This is a genomic window from Shewanella aquimarina, assembly GCF_023349185.1.
Taxonomy (GTDB): domain Bacteria; phylum Pseudomonadota; class Gammaproteobacteria; order Enterobacterales; family Shewanellaceae; genus Shewanella; species Shewanella aquimarina.
The window spans coordinates 154,035-171,891 of record NZ_JAKIKY010000001.1 but is presented as its reverse complement, the minus strand read 5'-3'; the positions used below and the strand labels follow the sequence as shown (position 1 = coordinate 171,891).

The window sequence follows — 17,857 nt, the reverse complement described above, 5'->3', positions numbered from 1 at the left end:
TATGCTGAGAGGAATAGTATCATTATTAATTGGTGGTGCTGTTACTTTCGCCCTGTTTGTTTTCATGGCCTTTTTGGTCAGTGGCGGCGCGAAACGCGCCGACACTGCGACTGATTCTCCGGTTATTGAGATCAGTATGGATAAACAGGATACGAAAGTGCAGGACAAGCCTAGGGTTAAACCTAAGCCACCTACACCGCCTGAGCAGCCACCTTTACCAGATACGCCACCGCCTGATAGCTCATCAGACATCGACACCAACATGTCTTTCAACATGACGGGTGTAGTAGCTGGCACTGCAAATACTGGCTTCAAGCTGGGTAACATGATGACTCGTGACGGTGATGCAACACCTATCGTACGTATCGAGCCTCAGTATCCAATTGCGGCAGCACGTGACGGTAAGGAAGGCTGGGTACAACTTAGCTTTACCATCAACGAACTTGGTGGTGTAGAAGATGTGCAAGTGATCAATGCCGATCCTAAGCGTATCTTCGACAAAGAAGCTAAGCGTGCACTTAAAAAGTGGAAGTACAAGCCAAAGATTGTTGACGGTAAAGCCCTTAAGCAACCAGGCATGACGGTACAACTAGACTTTAAACTTGATGGAGGCAAATAGAGATGCAAAAAGTTAATACGCTTGCAGCAGCACTATTGCTTGCCATCGGTGGAAGCCTAGTCGTCGCACCAGCGGCCAACGCCGCCGAGAAGTGTCCGATTGAAAAGCGCCAGTCTAAGGCCGTAGGCCAAAGCTCGGCAAAGAAAGTCCAAAAGTCTTTCGAAGCTTATCAGGAAGGCAATATCGACGAAGCGATCGCTGTTTTGCTTGAAGCGAGTCCCCGTGACGACTTTGATAAGGCCTATATTGCCCGTATGTTGGGTAACTTTTATGCCGAAAAAAATCAGATGGGTACGGCGATCAAGTATCTGAAGCAAGCCGTTGACGCAGACATTCTTGGCGGTACAGACCATGGTGCAACCCTGCGTCTGTATGCCGACCTGTTGATTCAGGAAAAGAAGTTTAAAGAGTCTATCCCTTACTACTACGAGTGGATGAAGTTTACCTGTAAAGAAGATCCACAAGTGTATCGTCGTATAGGTATTGCTTATTCTGAGCTTAAGCAGTGGGATAAGGTACTCAGCGTTGTCGATAAGGGTCTGGCCATCAGCACTAAGCCTGATAAGGGCTTATACCAGATGAAGCTGACTGCTTACTTCAATAAGAAAGATTATAAAAATGCGATTAAAGTCCTAGAGACTATGGTGCCACTCTTCCAACAAGATGGCCGTCTATGGGTACAGCTAGCGCAGTTTTATTTGATGACTGAGAGCTATGATAAGTCATTAGCAACTTACGACTTAGCTTATAAGAATGGATTTTTAGAGACTGCGGGTAACATTACGCGTCTGTCTCAACTGCTGGCGCAGAATGGTTCACCATACCGTGCGGCAAAAATCTATGAAAAGCACATGAAGAGTGGCCTGATTAAGGAAGATGAAAAAACTTTGTCTATCCTGGGTGGCTTCTATCATAATGCGAAAGAGCTAAAGGAAGCGGCGGAATATTATGGTAAGGCTGCTGCCGTTAATAACGACGGTAAGCTATACCTTAAGCAAGCCCGTCTGCTGACTCTGCGTGAGCAACACAAAGCGGCGATCCCTGTGCTGAAGAAAGCATTGGCTGCCGGTGGCGTTAGCGCGGGTGAGGTCGAGTTCGAGCTAACCTTGGCTTATCTAGGTACTAAGCAGTATAAAGCGGCATATAACGCTTGTTTGAAGGCTGCTAAGGATGAGAAGACTAAGCGCACAGCGACCAGTTATCTCGCCTACATCAAGGAAAAGGCACGTATTTATAACGTTGCTCTTTAAGCCTGAAAATAAAAAGCCCCGCAAGGGGCTTTTTTTATGCCTGTAGACAAACAAATCTGTTAGTTAAGGCAGTGCATCGCCGTATGCTGCTCCCTCTGTCCCTCTAGGGTATGTGTTAACGACCGTACATCTTCAAACAGATTTTCGATGTTGAGGTCACTCTCGGGTTGGCAGAGACAACCGGCCAGTTCATAGTCGATACGATTATTGTGCTTGCGCTGATAATCCTGGTTAAAATCCTTTATTTTCTGTTCTATGCGGGCGATAACGATTTCGGTTCCTTCTCTATCTATGTTAAACAGCCCCAAGGCAAAGTTATCCTGGTTCAGCCTGGCCACCATATCTGTTGTTCGCAATATCGCTTCTTGAACCTGTTTCATGAATAATTCCAGTAAATGAGGTTGCTTTACTGTTTCATGAATGTGTGGGCAAAGATACAATAAGGCCAGCGTCTGGCGTTCACGCATGTGGCGGTGCCACTCACGATTAAACACCTCCATAAAATAGGTTTGGTTGTAGACGCCAGTTTCGGGATCTCTGAATCCAGAATTACTAAATGAGTAAATCATTAGCTCGCTCCTCAGATACACCTAAGGTAATTATAGAAAACAACACTCACTTGCACAGAATATGAAGGATATAACTCGAATGAACAAAACGCTTCTCGCTTTGACGATATCAGCTATGGTGGCCATGGTGGGCTGCTCGGAAAAGGAAACCAGTGCAAGCCAGGCTAACGGCAATGCGCCGGCGCCAGAACAGACTGTGGCGCCTCAAGTGCAAAGCGCCGAGCAAGAATACCTTGCCTTAGTCGATCGTTATTTCAACGACATGCTCAAATTGGAGCCTATGTACGCCACCTTTGTCGGCGTGAACGATTACAACGACCAGTTCGGTGGCGACCTCACCGAGGAATACCTCAAGGCGCGTCACGAGCTTAATAGTCGTTATCTGAAGGCTGTTAAGGCAATCGATCGCAGTGCCTTACCCGAGTCGCTGCAACTTAGCTACGACATGTTTAGCTATGACAGAAACATGGCCCTAGTGTCAGAGACTTTCCCAGCCTATTTCATGCCGATGAACCAGTTCTACAGCACTGTGATTACTATGGTGCAGCTGGGCAGTGGCGAGAGTGCACAGCCATTCAAGACGCTTAAAGACTATGAGAACTGGCTGTCGCGTCTGTCAGGCTTCATCAACTGGACTAAGCTCGCTCAGGCACGCATGGACGAAGGGATTGCCAGCAAGGCAGTACTTCCACGAGTCCTGGTTGAGCGTATTATTCCTCAGCTGGATGCACAGTTAGTTGAGCAGGCCAAAGATAGCCTCTTCTATGCACCAATCAACAACCTGCCAGAGAGCTTTAGTGACGCTGACAAGCAAAAGCTGACCGAGCAATATGACGCGTTAATCAGCAAAGAGCTGATCCCTGCGCTGGCCGCTTTGAAGCAATATTTCCAGGAAACCTATCTGCCGGTCGCCAGAGCGAGCGATGGTTGGTGGGGGCTGCCTAACGGTAAACTCTGGTATCAACACCTAGCTAACGCCCATACCACGACCACTATGTCGGTCGACGAGATTCATCAGATTGGCCTAGATGAAGTGGCGCGTATTCTCAGTGAGATGGATAAGGTGAGAGAGCAGGTGGGCTTTAAGGGTGACCTTAAGGCTTTCTTTGCGTCACTCTCTTCAGAGCCTCAGTACTTCTTTAGCGAGCGCCAGGGGCTAATTGACGGCTATATGGTGTTAAAGGACAAGATCAACGCCGTATTGCCTAACTACTTCAATGTCATGCCCAAGGCCGATTATGTGGTTAAGCCTGTGGAGAGCTTCCGTGAGCAGTCTGCTGCCGGGGCATCTTATGAGTCGCCAGCGGTGGATGGTTCTCGCCCAGGCGTGTTCTACATCAACACCTACAACCTTAAGGCTCAGCCTAAGTGGGGCATGACGACGCTATCTCTGCACGAGGCAGCGCCTGGGCACCACTTCCAGATAGCCATCAAGCAGGAGCTGACTGGTGTGCCCGAGTTCCAGCGCTTTAGCGGCTATACCGCCTTCGAAGAGGGCTGGGCCTTGTACGCCGAGTACCTGGGTATCGAGATGGGCTTGTTTGAAGACCCATACCAGTATTTCGGTAAACTATCCGACGAGATGCTGCGCGCCATGCGCCTAGTGGTGGACACAGGTCTACACGCCAAAGGCTGGAGCCGCGAACAGGCGATTCAATATATGAAGGACAACTCGCCGATGGCCGAAACCGATATCATCGCCGAGGTAGAGCGTTATATGGCGATTCCCGGCCAGGCCCTTTCTTACAAGGTTGGTCAGTTGAAGATTTTGGCGCTTCGCGCAGAAGCCGAGCAGGCCCTGGGCGACAAGTTCGATCTGAAAGGCTTCCACGATCAGATCTTAACCTCTGGCTCTCTGCCGATGGCGGTCATGGAGCAAAAAATCCACCGCTGGATAAAAGCAGAGGGTGGTAAGGCATAATCTGAGCGATACGCCTTTTTAAACCCAGCAAATGTTTTATACTTGCTGGGTTTTATTTTATTCATTTTTAGGAAAATCAAAGGAGTGCCACATGGTACAAGCAACAGCACGTCATCTATTGGTTAGCAGCGAAGAAGAGTGCGCACAGATTAAGCAGCAGATCTTGGACGGCGCGGATTTTGGTGAGATGGCTAAGGCTCATTCCTCTTGTCCGTCTGGCGCACAGGGTGGCGATCTGGGTTCATTCGGCCCAGGCATGATGGTTCGCGAGTTTGACGAAGTGGTATTCAGTGCACCACTAAACGAGGTGCAGGGTCCGGTTAAGACGCAGTTTGGTTACCACCTGCTCGAAGTGACCAGCCGCGGTTAATCTTTTGAGTCTCGAGTTATATACTGATAGCTTGAAGATCCGCTCGCTCACGCCTGAGGACTGGCCGCATTTTCTGTCGGTCCATCAGGATGAGCAGCAAAATCGCTATGTGAGAGCGCCCCAAAGCGAAGGTGTCATACGGGAGAGGTTTGATCAAAGGCTCACTCCTTGGCATTACGAGTCCGGCGCCTGGTTGACCCTGGTGATCGAAACCATAGATGGCGGCGAGTTTATCGGCTTCACCGGTTTCTACTGTGTCGATGCCAGCCTGAGACAGGTCGAGATGGGCTATATGCTCAGCCGCAGCGGCCAGGGACGAGGCTATGCCACCGAGAGTCTCAAGGCGGTGATCGATTGGGCCTGTCTGCAGTTTAAGGTGCATAAGTTTATCGCCCTGTGTACGGACAATAACCTTGCATCGGCGCGGGTGCTGGAGAAGTGCGGCTTTGTCCTTGAGGGCACCTTGAGGCAGAACTTTAGGCTCAACCAGACCTGGGTGGACGACCGCTATTATGGGTTGCTCGCCTCGGAGCGTCCCGATAGCCCGCAGTAGGGCAGAGTGGTATACTCCCGCCGACTCAGTTAAATAAAGGTAGTTAGTGTGACCACAGAATCCCAAACCTTGGCCTTGTTGCCGGGTGATGAGTATATCGAACTCTATAAAGTATTGAAGGTGCAATCCATGACCTCAGGTGGCGGCGAAGCCAAGATGGTGATCAGCGAAGGCCTGGTGACCGTCGATGGTGAGGTCGAAACCCGTAAACGTAAGAAGGTGATTGCCGGCCAGGTGGTCAGCTATAACGGCGAAAGCGTGACAATTGTCGCTTAGTGATTCGTCGCCGAGAGATCCAGAAGGAGTCAAACTATGCAGTTTCCAGATGATGATAATGGCAAGATGTTAGCGGCCATGGCCGAGGCGGGTATCGACTTAACCAAGGCCTTGGATGTGGATTTTTTCCTGATCTTCGAAGATCAGCGTGACGCCGAATCTGCGGTGGAAGAACTCGCTCAGTCTGAGCTCGAAGGTGAGATGGAATTACACCTCAACGACGAGCTTGGCAAGTGGGAGCTTATCGTCTGTATCAACATGGTGCCCGACTACCAGGCGATCGTCGATCAGGAGTTCGAGCTTAACGAGTTTGCCGCGGAGTTCGGCGGCGCCACCGATGGCTGGGGTGTGATGCAGCATCAGGAAGGTGACGACGAGTTTGCCGACCACGACCATGAGTGCGGCGACGACTGCCAGCACTAATCGCGACTAATTTAGAAAGCCACTAATTTAATAAGCCACTATTTATAGTGGCTTTTTTTTACGGTAATGTTAGCGACAAGAGCATTTAGCCAGAGTTAGGGAGAGCAGATGGCGAAGCAGATCAGTTTTGGAACCCCGGTCAATGACGCCGAGCGCTGGGCATTTGCCATGTTGGCCGACGAGTTGCCGGAAAATTACATTCTGCTGACCAATGTGGAGATCCCCACCAAATCGGGCCAGGCGATGGAAGTCGATGCCCTGGTGATCGGCGAGTGGGGCGTCTATGTGGTCGATGTTAAGGGCTACATAGGGCGCTTAGACGCCGGAATGCATGCCTGGTCGCTCGACGGGCGTCAGGTGGACAACAGTTTAGCTAAGGCCAACTATGTGGCCCGTGTGCTTGCAGGCAACGTCAAACATAAGATCCCTGTAGGCGTCTATGCCCCCTGGTGTCAGGGGATGGTGTTTGTCACCGGGCGAAAGGGGGAGGAGATAGAGCTGGCCAAGCAGCAGGGCTCGCTTAGTATCTATACCCCGAGTCAGATCGTCGCGGCGCTTACCAAGGAGTGGGGACTCACTGCGCCGCGTAAGCATCAGGTGACCGACAAACAGAAACAGATGGTGCTTGAGACCATAGGTCAGGTGGCCCTGGTAGAGCAGCGCAACAACAAGATCCAGGACTTCGTTAAGCTCAAGTGTCTCTTCATCCAGAGTGGCCTCGAGGTGTGGCAGGCGGAGTACAATCCAGGTGGCTGGACCGCCCCCTGGTTGCTCAAGATGTTAGTGCCTACTCAGTTTGAGAACAGCGATGAGTCATTGCAATATGAGCTGCGCCTGCGCGACGAGTTTAAGCGATTGCAAACCCTGGCCGGCTGCAGCGGCGTGCCTCAGTGTGCGCCCCTTATTCAGGATGGCGAGCAGCTGGTGCTGCCCATCCGTATGCCTCGGGGCGTGCCGCTGGATGTGCTCGAACATGAACAGCTGACCACCTATCAACTGCTGGAGATCCTGCGCCGAGCCGTGTCTGGCCTGCAGCAGATCCACCGCCGCGGGGTGACTGTGGGTGGCTGGCAGAGCAACTGTCTGTTCGTCTCGGATCTCGGTGATGTCGAGTTTATCGATATCAAGGACAACCTCAATACCAGCGAAGATATCACCGCCTTCGCCACCAGTTTTCTTTCCCTGGCGGAGCAGACACGTCAGCCGAGGATCTACCAATGGTTTCGCCAGGCCGCCAGTGGCAGTAACACAGATCTGGACATGATCCGCTGTGATATCGCGGCATTGATCGACAACGGCGTCTGCGACACCCTGCCTGAGCGTATCGAGATCGCCAGCGGCGCCATCATAGACCATCACTATCAGCTCGAGCAGTTTATTGCCGCCACAGAGCACAGCCAGTTTTGGCGTGCCCGTCACCTTCAGGGGAACTACCCCTGCGGTGTCTCCATCTATGCCAAGGTAGAGACAGACTGGCTGATGCTCAGCAGCCTATATCGCAGCCTGTCGAAACTCTATCACCCCCATGTGGAGCAGGTGCTTAACTTTGGTCAGCTGCCCCAGAGCGATGAGCTGTTTATCAGTCGTGCCTGGGAGCGAGGCGTGTCGCTGGACGAACTCAGCGAGATTCAATTCGGGCAGCCAGCAACCTGGTTTACTCAGTTATTGTCGGCGCTGCAGTATCTGCATCAGATGGATATCTATCACGGCGCCATCTGTCCGAAAAACATCATCTGTAGCGACGATAAGGCCGTACTGGTGAACTTCGGCATAGGGCTGGATATCGCCACCAGTCATTATGCTCGTCGCTATGCCGACCCTCAGCTATGGGCCGCCGAAGGGGAGGCGGAGAAGGACCTCTACGGCCTGGTGGCAAGCTTTATCGCCACCCTGACGCCGGTTAAACTCCAGGGCGACGGTGGTCAGGCCGGGATCATCAAGGCGTTGCATGCCTTCGACCGGGAGTGGTTTGGCGAGAAGACCTTCGATACCTGCCTCAAGGTGCTCAACTTCGAGTTCGATGTGGGCCAGGGCGTTAACTATCTCGAGGCCTTCGATGTGAGCGATTTGCTCGAGTAAGTTCTAACTGAGATCGTCGCTTTGGTGGCGGTATGGGGCAAAGATCTCCAGCAGCCAGTCGATAAAGGCCTGGACCTTGAGTGGTCGCTCACTTTGCTTTGACGGTAGTAGATTAGGCGTCAACACATAGTAGGCGTAGGGGCTGGTAAATTGGGTCGCTAAGGGGATCACCAGACTGCCCTCTGCCAGCTCCCTTTCGATGAAGAAGCGGGGGATCAGCGCCAGCCCCATGCCGCTGACAGCCGCCTGACTCAGCATATAGAAATGTTCCATCCCCAGCATCTTGTCCGTGGTCAGCCTTAGGCCCACCTTTTCGGCCCAGAGCGGCCAGAGCTCAGGGCGGGTAGTGTGCTTCAGTAGCGTCTGCCGGTTGATATCTTTGAGCGTCTTTATCTGTTCGGCGAGCTGGGGGGCGCACACCAGGCAGAGATCTTCATCCATCAGTTTGAGCACGTGGCAATGGCTTGGCCGCACCGTGGCACTACGAATGGCCACGTCATACTTATCTCGTTTGAAGTCCACCTGAAAGTCACCGATGGAGAGATCCACATACAGGTGAGGGTGGCGCGCCTTAAACTCCTCCAGCCTTGGGATCAACCAGTTGATGGTAAGGCTGGGCAAGACGTTGATCGATAATGCCTGAGCGATACCCGGCTGTGACCTTAGCTCCTCCGTGGCCTGACCGATGCTTTGCAGTGCGCTGCTGATGTGGCGCAGGTAACGTTCTCCCTCCAGGGTGAGGCTGAGCTGTTTATGTTGGCGGGTAAACAGGCTGACATTCAAGTAAGACTCTAATGTTTTTATCTGTTTACTGATGGCGCCATGGGTGACAAAGAGTTCCTCTCCTGCGCGGGTAAAGCTTAGGTGTCTTGCCGCTGACTCGAAGGCGCGCAGCGCATTGAGGGGCGGGAGTGTCAGTGGTTTCATCGTCTATGTGTGAGATTATTTCACGCTAAGGCGAGGATAACTCCTTTGCCAAATGGATGCAAAGGGCGTTTAATAGCCGCCAAATTCTAATCAAGCTTTATATGAGTCCTTATGTCTGTCGAACTGAGTTATCAACTGGTGGCCATGCTGTTTGCGGTGGCTGCCCTGGCCGGTTTTATCGATGCTATCGCCGGCGGCGGTGGCCTTATTACCATTCCCGCACTCATGTGGGCTGGGCTTCCCCCCACGGCGGCGCTGGCCACCAACAAGCTGCAAGCCTGTGGCGGCAGTTTCTTCGCCAGTTTTTATTTTGTGCGTAAGGGGATGGTCGATCTCAGCAAGATGAAGCTCGCCATCTGCTGCGCCTTTGTGGGGGCGGCCTTGGGCACGGTTGCGGTGCAGCTTATCGACACCAGCGTGCTCAAGCTGCTGCTGCCTTTCTTGATCCTAGCGATAGGCTGCTATTTCCTGTTTTCAAAGTCCATCAGCGAAGAGGACAAGCATCAGGTACTCTCGCCAACCCTGTTCGGTCTGACGGCCGCTTTAGGCGTCGGTTTCTACGATGGCTTCTTCGGCCCAGGTACGGGCAGCTTCTTCGCGCTGGCCTTCGTGTCGCTCGCCGGATATGGCTTGGCAAAGGCAACTGCCCACGCCAAGGTGCTGAATTTCTCCACTAATATTGCCTCACTCATCTTCTTCGCCTTAGGCGGTAAGGTGCTCTGGCTGCTGGGGGGCGTGATGCTCTTGGGTCAGGCCATAGGTGCGACCTTAGGCTCTCGCATGGTGCTCACCAAGGGTAGTAAGATCATCCGCCCGCTGGTGGTGACCATGTCGATAGCGATGAGCGGCAAGTTATTGTTGGAGCACTATCTATAGCGCTAAAGGGCTATAGATAGTGCCGATCTTTAAAAGGTTTCAGGGGACGATTGCGAGTTAGCAGGCCATCGGTTTGACTATGTGTTTTGGTTGTGCCCAAGGCTGTGGATTTCACCGGGCTTTTGTGTAGAATGGCCGAAGGGATAGTTTAATCTCATTACATTTCAGCAACATGCAAAGCCAGGGAAGTTAGGATGGCCTCTAGCCAGAACAGGATTGTTTTTACGGCATTGACGCTCTGTTTCAGCCTTTTGGGGCTGGCGTCACCCAGCTATGGTCGTGAATCGGATGGCCAGGAAATGGCCCCCAGCCAGCGCGAATATCAGGTCACCATGAGCACGCTATTTGCCCATGGTGATAACCAGCAAGTCGGTGTCCGAGCTCGGGCACTGCTCCAATATCGAGTGGACTCGGCGCCAAATAGCGCTAAGGCGGTCAGTTTCTCCGTCTTGCCCACTATGTTGCAATATCAAGACCCCGCCTATCGACTCAATATCAACAGTTTCGACGATAGCGGCCGCGGCGCGGCGCTTGCCAACATAGTGCGCCGGGGCACCTTGCTAATGGACAATGGCGTCAGTCAGAGTACGGCGCGCTTTAAGGCCCAAGATGAGTGGCTTGCCTATGTGGCTAAACAGGGGCAAGAGGCGCAGTCGGTACTCGCTCCCCTAAAATCGCTATTCGAGTTCTATCCGCTTGTTTCTCAAGCACATCGTCTACAGAAGGCGCTCGCGGTGGGCGATACGCTTAGACTTGGCAATTTATTGCCATCGGGGCTTGGCGATTTCTTGCAAAGAGGAGCTGGCGAGCCTGAAGAGTGGCAGATAGTCGCCACCGAGGGGCAATGGATCACAGTGAGACTCGAGCGAGATACGCAGCGACAAGGCATCGAATATCGGCGCTTTGGCGAAGTGAGCTTCAATCGGGAAAACGGCTGGCTCGACAAACTCTTGCTAGTAGACCAGCAACAAAAGGGCGACAAGCTTCAGGCTCGCCGCTGGCTAATGGCACCGACATCGACCCCCTATGTCAGCAGCATCTTGTGGCAGGATGAGGGTGACTATTTCGATGAGGATGACGTTTTCGCTGAGGAGCATCTTGGGGATGACGCTCTGGGCGGCGAGGGGGCCGTTATCGAGCTGTTCGATATTCCGACCCTGCCCATGGCGCCGGATGATAGAGATGCCAGCGTAGCCATGATGGAACCCGATGAGGGGGTCATGTCTGCGGGCTGGGGCGGCGATGATATCGAGCTGCGTTATATCCATGGCCTGACGACGGGGGATTACGCCACCTCGGTCGCATACCGTAATATCGAGTTGCTTGACTGGAAGGATAGAGTGATCGACTTGCCGCTGTGGCAACACAGCGCCCGCGGCGCCAGCGCCATCAATGGTGTGGTCAGCTCAGGCGTTAATCTGCTCCCCATAGGTTGGGGGGAGAGTAAAGCCAAGTTGGAGGAGCTCTATCAGATCCGCGCCGAGCTGATATTCACCCCAGTGAAACGTTACAGCCTGCAGTTGCCCTGGGCGCAACTGCTGAAGCAGCCCTATCGATTTGGTGAGACGACACTAACGCTCACCGCGCTGAGTAAACCCGGCCGCTATCGCCTGGCTATAACCAATCTAGGTGCTAACGCCCTGGCGCCAGATTTCAATGGCCTACAGGGCAAGCTGGGCATTGTCGAGCCGGAGGGGCAGGGGCCTGCATGGCTCTCAAACACAGAGCAGCTGCTGCTCGATGAGCTGTTTCCCCGCGAGCAAAGCACTCATGTCTATATCTTGCAGCTCGATAGCGTGCCCGAATCGCTCAAGATCCTGCATAGCGCGCAGTTAAGTGATCGCAAGATAGCAAAACAGATTAGCTTCGTTACCCAGGCTGCCTATGAGGCCAACCTGGCCAATCCACCGCTCGAGTCAGCCTCTCTAGGTCCTGTTGAGTTAGACCGGGTAACCGATCGAGGCGCCGTTGCTGAGCCTGGCCGATTAAGCGAGCCATCGATTGCCTCCATTACGGGCAACGATCTTTATATCCGGTTACCGAGCGCCCTCGCCGAGGTGTGTCAGCCTCAAATCAGCGAGGGCTTCGAAGAGGCGGGTAAGCTGGTTGAGTGGCGCCTTGTCGACAATGGCCTGGGGCAGAGTGCCTATGTGCTGATGACGCCCGATGGCAAGAGACGCTATTTTTACGACAAGCGCATCAAAGGCAGCATAGAGTGTCTTGGTCACGCCCATTGGCAGACGTTCGGCGCGGGTGATAATCGCCGTCCCTGGCTGGTGGATCTCACCCCTTGGCTATCGACACTGGACAAGACCGAGGTGCCAATCAGCCAGCTATATCGCTCCTTGGTGATCACCGACGCTCAGGGGCGACACCTATCGCCGCGGCTATCCAAAGGGGCCAATTCGGCAAAGGGAAGCGAGATAAATACCTTAGACAAGGCCCTGGTTGACGAGCGTTGGCTAAGTGTCGATGGCGCCGTGAGCAGCGCTGCCTATCTCTCGATTGACCATGAGCCGCTGACAATTCCCTATCAATTTCACCTAAAGCCGCTGCCATAGGAGATGAGTAGATTGCGTCTTCTTTTCAGTGTTCTTTTCAGTATTTCTTCCAGTATTTTTTACACGCTTCTGCGCTGTTTGCCGTACAGTCTGCCGCTCTGGTGTGTCTGCATGGCCACTGCCCAGGCGACGATTTGGCTCGATAAGGACTGGCAGCCCACCCAGGAGAAGAATAAGGCCAAGTTTTACCTCAAGGGGCCGCCCAAGCCGCTGCGCAAGCCGCAATCCAAGTCGCGACCCGGTGCCGAGCAAAAGTTTTCCTTCGAGCCCTATTATCTTGGTAATGATTCAGGCACGCACTCTGGTATTCGGCAGTTTAGCGGCGCCCTCAACAGCGATCGCCAGGGGGATGACAAGACTCATCCTGTAGGACCGTATCGCTTCTATGGCGTCGATGGCACCTTAGTCGAGCAGGGGACATTTAATCCGCAGGGGCGGCGACAGGGCGCGGTTAAGATCTTCTATGAAGACGGCCAACTCAGTTGTGACTGTCAGTTCGACAAGGGCGAAAGAGACGGGCCGCAGAAGGAGTATTACCCCGAGGGGCAGCTCAAGCGTGAGGCGGTCTATCATCTGGGAGAGCCTGTGCAGCAAGAGACGGTCTATACCCCGGGCGGGGAGACGGTGCGGGTGCTGTGTCATACGGGGCAGTGCAGCGATAAGTTTTATAACCGGCAGGGCCAGCTCACCATGGAGAGCCAGAAACGAGACGGGCTTAAGCATGGCACCGAAATCTTCTGGCGTGAGGGCAAGGTAGAAGTTACCCAGGCCTATCGAGACGGTAAGGAAGAGGGCGATTACTTTGCCTATTTTCCAAATGGTCAGATAAAACAGCATCATCAATGGCAAAATGGCGTCAAGGTGGGCGAGCAGCTGAACTATTTCGAAGAGGGGCAGCTGGCGAAACGAGAGCTTCTGGACGATCGCGGCCGCACCCTAAATTTCGTCGAGTATCGAGGCAGCGGCGAGCGATATCGAGAGGGGCAATTTCACTATGGTGCAAATGGCGACAAGCAAGAGGTGAGACGCTTTTATCGCCAAGACGCCCTGGTTAAGCAGATAGAAAAGCACAAGCTGAGGCAGTGGCGTCTGGAGACCCAATATCTTGATGGGCAGGTGATAAGCCGGGAAGAAACCCTGGCGGGTAAGCTTACCGGACTCAAGATCGCCACTAAACTAGGTCGTCAAACTAAGCTAGAACGTCAACCTAATCTAGGTCGGCAGAATAAGCCAGAACAGCAAAATCAGCTCGCCTGGATAGAGAAGATCCATTACCGAGACGGGCTGCGCCACGGTCTGGCCGAGAAGCTTAGCGGCGATGGTACTCTTATCTACAAGGGGCAATATGTCGAAGATAAGCCGGTGGGCGACTGGCAGAGACAGAGTCGCGAGATGCGCACTCAGTGTCACTATAACCTCGAAGGTCGGCTCGATGGCGAATATCTCTCCCTTGGAGAGAAGGGGCAGGTGCTGGAGCGCATCCATTATCGCGATGGCGAGCTAACCGGGAGATTTGAGCGCTACTACGCCGATGGCGAGATCTACGCTCAGGGACAGTATCGCGATGGTCGGCGCGACGGCGAGTGGATATTGCCGCTCGCTGAGGGCGATTATTCACCGCGAGTCGTCTCACACAGAGAGTATTGGCAGGGGCGCTTTCGGGAAGGCATTAAGGTAGGTGTCTGGCAGCGACGCAGCATCCAGGGCTATCAGATGGCGATCGCTAACTTTGACGAGCAGGGACGTCAGCATGGTGCTCAGTATGAGTTTTATGAGGATGGAGCGCTACATAGGCGCAGCGAATATCGCCATGGCGAGCCGTTTGGCGACGCACAAAGCTGGCCCAATCGCCCATTGCGGGATCAGATCTTCGCGCGATAGGCTCGGCTTGACTAAGGCTGAGGGCCAAGTTCAAGCAAGATTTTATAGAAAAGTATTTTAGGAACATATTGTTAGGTAAAAGGAAGCTTACATGCAGTTTAATCGAGCTTATTCGGCCCTGCTGGCTGGCGTTGGCCTAGGCGTCGCTAGCTTTATCGCCTGCCCAGTGGCGGCGAGTCAGAATCTTTCCAGCCTGATGGTGGAGATCCGCCAGCAGGAGGGCATAGCCACATACTACAACTTGGCTACTGGCATGGCGCTCAATGGTCAGGTGACCCTGGTGCGCGACAATCAGGGCTATACCCTGGGGGAGTTTGCTCAAGGAGTGCCCAATGGGCGCTGGCAGGTCTTCTTGCCAAACAATCAAAAGCTGCTGAATGGCGAGTATGTGAGCGGCCTGCAATCGGGACGCTGGCAGTTGTTTGGCTCGAGTGGCGAGCTGAGTGAGGAGCAGTTCTATCTCAAGGGCGTGCCAAGCGGTGAGTGGGTGCAATACGATGACATAGGGAACCTCTACCAGAAGATCGTCTATGAGGCCGGGGTGAAGACTGAGGTGCTGCGCTATTTTGCCAGCGGCAAGCTACAGGCCAAAGAAACCTATGTCGATAATCTGCGCCACGGGATCTGGGAGACCTATCATGGCAATGGTGTGCTGGCTCAGCGACAGCAGTATGCCAACAACCAGTTGTCCGGCCCCTATCTTGCACAAAACAGCGAGGGGCTGGTGATAGAGCAAGGCTCCCTGGATGCCAACGGCGAGCGTCAGGGGCGCTGGCAGACTTTTTATGATGATGGTACGCCCGAGCGCGACGAGTATTACGCCGCCGGTCGTCTCCATGGTGAGAGCCTGACCTACTATCCCAATGGTCAGTTGTCGCTAAAGGGGCTGTACAGTGAGGGGCTGCGCCAGAGCACCTTGGTGCATTACGGCGATACGGGCGTTAAGCTCGAGGAGGAAAACTACCTCGATGGCGAACATGACGGTATACAGCGCTATTTCAATCGCGCCGGCATCCTGGTGAGCGAGCTTAATTATAAAGCCGGGCTGCAGGCTGGCGTGCAGAAGACCTATTTTGACGACGGCAAGCCCAAGAAGGTGATTCGTTACCATGAGGAGACTCTGGCCGATAACGGTCAGTACCCCTTACACGGAATGCAGCAAGTCTTCGACACGGCCGGTAACCTAGTCAAGACAGAAGATTATGATCTCGGTCTGAAAGATGGCAACTTCGAGCGCTACCGTAATGGCAGGCTGCAACGCCAAGAGCAGTGGCGCCAGGGGGCACGTCATGGGGATTTCTTGGCCTATTACGACAATGGCAATCTGCGCAGCCTGGATCAATACCAGGACAATCGCCAGACCGGCAGGGCCGAGCGCTACTTCGATGATGGCACTCTTAAAGAGCGCGGTACACGCATCGAGGGTCAATGGGTGGGCAAGTATGAGGCCTTCTATGAAACGGGCAAACCCAGAGAGCTGCTGCATTACGGCATGGATAAGCCGGCCGGGCGCAGCCGCTATCCGCTCGACGGTGAGTTTTCCCGCTGGTACGCAAATGGCGATCTTAACGAAGCGGGCGAGTACAAGAATGGCGAGAAACAGGGAACCTGGCGGCAATATCGCCAGGGATTGGTCAGTCGGGAGATGACCTTCGAGGCGGGCAAGCTAAACGGGCCTTACCGCGAGTTTGATAATGGCCGCCGCCGGGTGACAGGCGGTTACCAGGCAGATCGTAAAGAGGGTAAGTGGATCGAGTATCGTTACCAGGATAAAGACCCCAGCTTCGGGTCGATTCCCGAGGGTAACATCTATCGTATTAGCCACTATCATGAGGACAAACTCGAGGGCGAGCGGGCTTATTACAGCTTCAAGCAGGTGCGTTATCGCAGCGAGCAGTATCAGGCGGGTGAGCTCAGTGGCCACTTCAGCGAGTATTACCCGAGCAATGGTCAACTCAAGCGCGAGGGCAAGATGCTCAAGGGCAGCCAGGAGGGCCTGTGGCAAAGCTGGTTTGAGGATGGCGTGTTGGCGGAAAGCGCCGAGTATCAGAGCGGTAAGCGCCACGGGGACTATGCCAAGTATTATCCCAATGGTCAGCTGCAGGAGCGCGCCCACTATCGAAAGGATAGGCTCAGCGGCGAGCAGTTGAGCTATTTTCAAACCGGCAAGCCTAAGGCCAAGGAGCTCTGGCTCGACGGTCAGCGAGAAGGCGAGGCCAGCTATTTCCATGCTAACGGCAAGCAGGCCGAGCAGGGGGCATTTCTGCACTCACGCAAAGAAGGGTTGTGGCGCGCCTTCTGGCCTAACGGTGAGCTGCGCAGCGAAGGAAGTTACATTGCAGACCGCGAGGCCGGTGATTGGGCCTTCTATGACCAATTTGGCAAGCTGATCAAGACGGAGCATCACTAGGTGGCGTGTCGAAAATGCGGGTGGTTAGATAAGATGTGTCCCGGTTTCTTGCTCAGTCGAGCCGCTGCGCGTTTGCTAGGCCGGGCCGCGACGCTCTTGCTTGGTATTCTCCTGATACCCGGTTGCAGCGAGGCGCCACAGCTGCCCGTAGAAGAGCAGGCGCTGTCGCCCATCGACTGTAGCAGACAAGAGGTCTATGGGATCTGGGTCGAGACGGACTGTCTGGAGGGCTATCGCGGCGAGCCCTTCAGTGGCATCAAGACCACAGGCCAGCCGGAGGGCTTCTTCAGCGCCACCCAGTACCATCAGGGTAAACGCCACGGCTTTAGCTTCTCGGCAAATGGCAGTCGTATCTTGTCCCATGCCTGGTATCACCAGGGGGTAAGAGAGGGGGAGCAGCTGGATTATCATGCACAAAGCCAGCGGCCTAAACGTCAGGCTATCTATCGAGGCGGTGAGACTCAGGCGGTAGCCCTGTTTAATGAGCAAGGCATTATTGAGCGTTACCAGCGCCTGGAAGGCGAAAAGACAGTCGAGTCCATCACCTATGAGCAGGGGCGTCCCTGGACACACCTCTTCTATCAAGATGGCGAACAGCGAGAGCGCCTGCGTCGCTATTTCCCCGACGGCAGCCTGGCCAGCGACGCCCTGTTTCGTAAAAAGGATCTTAAGCGCCTGAGCGAAGTTACTTTCTATGCCAGCGGCAAGGTAAAGACCCGCTATACCTATGACAGGGCGGCGAACCTGGCCGCGCAGCAGACCTATTGGTCAAACGGTCGCCTGCAGTCTGAGCAGCAATACGGCTTCGACCCGCTCATAGTGCGCCATGGTGAGCAGCGAAGTTACTGTCAGTCCACCGGCGCGCTGGAAAAACTCGCCCACTACCAGATGGGTAGCGAACAGGGGCGGTTTGAGTGGTATCACTGTAATGGCCGGCTGATGAATGCCAAGCATTATCGACAGGGCATCATGGTGGATACTCGAGTGGACACCCTGGATGAGTCGGGCCACCTGGTTAAACGTGAGCTATTTGATGGCAAGGGAAAACGACTCGAGGCCTTTTATTTTAATCAGGTGGGTGAGCAGGTTTATCACGAGCGGTTTTGATCTAGGCCCTACTTTGATCTAGACCCCACTTTGTT

At 53.9% G+C, this 17,857-nt stretch carries 15 protein-coding genes; 13 read left to right on the top strand and 2 right to left on the bottom strand.

Annotation, left to right across the window (positions count from 1 at the left end; all coding sequences use genetic code 11):
- Position 1 precedes the first annotated feature (1 nt).
- Together L2731_RS00675 and L2731_RS00670 are read left to right on the top strand one after the other, a co-directional pair.
- Positions 2 to 619 carry an energy transducer TonB gene (locus L2731_RS00675; RefSeq protein WP_249251385.1) on the top strand — a complete coding sequence of 206 codons (618 nt, stop codon included), beginning with the start codon at positions 2 to 4 and terminating at the stop codon, positions 617 to 619.
- A gap of 2 nt (positions 620 to 621) precedes the next feature.
- Entirely contained in the window at positions 622 to 1,869 is a 1,248-nt protein-coding gene (locus L2731_RS00670; protein WP_041509412.1) for a tetratricopeptide repeat protein, read from the top strand.
- 59 nt (positions 1,870 to 1,928) lie between these two features.
- On the opposite strand, the gene L2731_RS00665 is transcribed toward L2731_RS00670, so the two are convergent.
- Positions 1,929 to 2,438, bottom strand: coding sequence for a diguanylate cyclase domain-containing protein (locus L2731_RS00665; protein ID WP_041509413.1), 510 nt, complete (start codon positions 2,436 to 2,438; stop codon positions 1,929 to 1,931).
- A 79-nt stretch (positions 2,439 to 2,517) separates the two neighbouring features.
- Here L2731_RS00665 and L2731_RS00660 point away from each other — a divergent pair, with 79 nt between their 5' ends.
- The 6 genes from L2731_RS00660 to L2731_RS00635 all read left to right on the top strand — a co-directional run bounded on the left by L2731_RS00660 (position 2,518) and on the right by L2731_RS00635 (position 8,060).
- On the top strand, positions 2,518 to 4,359 hold the full coding sequence (locus L2731_RS00660) for a DUF885 domain-containing protein (protein WP_249251384.1): 1,842 nt from the start codon (positions 2,518 to 2,520) through the stop codon (positions 4,357 to 4,359).
- A gap of 91 nt (positions 4,360 to 4,450) precedes the next feature.
- Complete coding sequence (locus L2731_RS00655) at positions 4,451 to 4,729, top strand: peptidylprolyl isomerase (protein WP_011866267.1); 279 nt, start codon at positions 4,451 to 4,453, stop codon at positions 4,727 to 4,729.
- 4 nt (positions 4,730 to 4,733) lie between these two features.
- Positions 4,734 to 5,282 (top strand): GNAT family N-acetyltransferase, encoded by a 549-nt coding sequence (locus tag L2731_RS00650; RefSeq protein WP_249251382.1) that lies wholly within the window; start codon positions 4,734 to 4,736, stop codon positions 5,280 to 5,282.
- Positions 5,283 to 5,330: 48 nt separating this feature from the next.
- On the top strand, positions 5,331 to 5,558 hold the full coding sequence (locus L2731_RS00645; protein ID WP_249251380.1) for an RNA-binding S4 domain-containing protein: 228 nt from the start codon (positions 5,331 to 5,333) through the stop codon (positions 5,556 to 5,558).
- A 36-nt stretch (positions 5,559 to 5,594) separates the two neighbouring features.
- Entirely contained in the window at positions 5,595 to 5,981 is a 387-nt protein-coding gene (locus L2731_RS00640; RefSeq protein ID WP_041509417.1) for a ribonuclease E inhibitor RraB, read from the top strand.
- A 108-nt stretch (positions 5,982 to 6,089) separates the two neighbouring features.
- A complete protein-coding gene (locus L2731_RS00635) occupies positions 6,090 to 8,060 on the top strand; it encodes an NERD domain-containing protein kinase family protein (RefSeq protein ID WP_249251379.1) in 1,971 nt (656 codons plus the stop codon).
- A 3-nt stretch (positions 8,061 to 8,063) separates the two neighbouring features.
- On the opposite strand, the gene gcvA is transcribed toward L2731_RS00635, so the two are convergent.
- The gene (gene gcvA / locus L2731_RS00630; RefSeq protein WP_249251377.1) at positions 8,064 to 8,987 is read right to left on the bottom strand and encodes a transcriptional regulator GcvA; all 924 of its coding nucleotides are present in this window, start codon (positions 8,985 to 8,987) and stop codon (positions 8,064 to 8,066) included.
- Positions 8,988 to 9,098: 111 nt separating this feature from the next.
- Between gcvA and L2731_RS00625 the strand changes: the two genes are divergently transcribed.
- From L2731_RS00625 to L2731_RS00605, 5 genes are all read left to right on the top strand, one after another.
- The gene (locus tag L2731_RS00625; RefSeq protein WP_249251375.1) at positions 9,099 to 9,863 is read left to right on the top strand and encodes a TSUP family transporter; all 765 of its coding nucleotides are present in this window, start codon (positions 9,099 to 9,101) and stop codon (positions 9,861 to 9,863) included.
- A gap of 194 nt (positions 9,864 to 10,057) precedes the next feature.
- On the top strand, positions 10,058 to 12,424 hold the full coding sequence (locus L2731_RS00620; protein ID WP_249251373.1) for a hypothetical protein: 2,367 nt from the start codon (positions 10,058 to 10,060) through the stop codon (positions 12,422 to 12,424).
- Between the two features lie 111 nt (positions 12,425 to 12,535).
- Complete coding sequence (locus L2731_RS00615) at positions 12,536 to 14,305, top strand: toxin-antitoxin system YwqK family antitoxin (protein ID WP_249251371.1); 1,770 nt, start codon at positions 12,536 to 12,538, stop codon at positions 14,303 to 14,305.
- A gap of 91 nt (positions 14,306 to 14,396) precedes the next feature.
- Positions 14,397 to 16,715 (top strand): toxin-antitoxin system YwqK family antitoxin, encoded by a 2,319-nt coding sequence (locus tag L2731_RS00610; protein WP_249251369.1) that lies wholly within the window; start codon positions 14,397 to 14,399, stop codon positions 16,713 to 16,715.
- Between the two features lie 33 nt (positions 16,716 to 16,748).
- A complete protein-coding gene (locus tag L2731_RS00605; protein ID WP_249251368.1) occupies positions 16,749 to 17,822 on the top strand; it encodes a toxin-antitoxin system YwqK family antitoxin in 1,074 nt (357 codons plus the stop codon).
- Positions 17,823 to 17,857 lie beyond the last annotated feature (35 nt).

Coding starts and splice junctions, on each gene's coding strand:
- L2731_RS00615 (WP_249251371.1), top strand. CDS start 12,536: ATGGCCACTGCCCAGGCGACGATTTGGCTCGATAAGGACTGGCAGCCC.
- L2731_RS00660 (WP_249251384.1), top strand. CDS start 2,518: ATGAACAAAACGCTTCTCGCTTTGACGATATCAGCTATGGTGGCCATG.
- L2731_RS00665 (WP_041509413.1), bottom strand. CDS start 2,438: ATGATTTACTCATTTAGTAATTCTGGATTCAGAGATCCCGAAACTGGC.
- L2731_RS00640 (WP_041509417.1), top strand. CDS start 5,595: ATGCAGTTTCCAGATGATGATAATGGCAAGATGTTAGCGGCCATGGCC.
- L2731_RS00675 (WP_249251385.1), top strand. CDS start 2: ATGCTGAGAGGAATAGTATCATTATTAATTGGTGGTGCTGTTACTTTC.
- L2731_RS00605 (WP_249251368.1), top strand. CDS start 16,749: ATGTGTCCCGGTTTCTTGCTCAGTCGAGCCGCTGCGCGTTTGCTAGGC.
- L2731_RS00620 (WP_249251373.1), top strand. CDS start 10,058: ATGGCCTCTAGCCAGAACAGGATTGTTTTTACGGCATTGACGCTCTGT.
- L2731_RS00610 (WP_249251369.1), top strand. CDS start 14,397: ATGCAGTTTAATCGAGCTTATTCGGCCCTGCTGGCTGGCGTTGGCCTA.
- L2731_RS00655 (WP_011866267.1), top strand. CDS start 4,451: ATGGTACAAGCAACAGCACGTCATCTATTGGTTAGCAGCGAAGAAGAG.
- L2731_RS00635 (WP_249251379.1), top strand. CDS start 6,090: ATGGCGAAGCAGATCAGTTTTGGAACCCCGGTCAATGACGCCGAGCGC.
- L2731_RS00625 (WP_249251375.1), top strand. CDS start 9,099: ATGTCTGTCGAACTGAGTTATCAACTGGTGGCCATGCTGTTTGCGGTG.
- gcvA (WP_249251377.1), bottom strand. CDS start 8,987: ATGAAACCACTGACACTCCCGCCCCTCAATGCGCTGCGCGCCTTCGAG.
- L2731_RS00670 (WP_041509412.1), top strand. CDS start 622: ATGCAAAAAGTTAATACGCTTGCAGCAGCACTATTGCTTGCCATCGGT.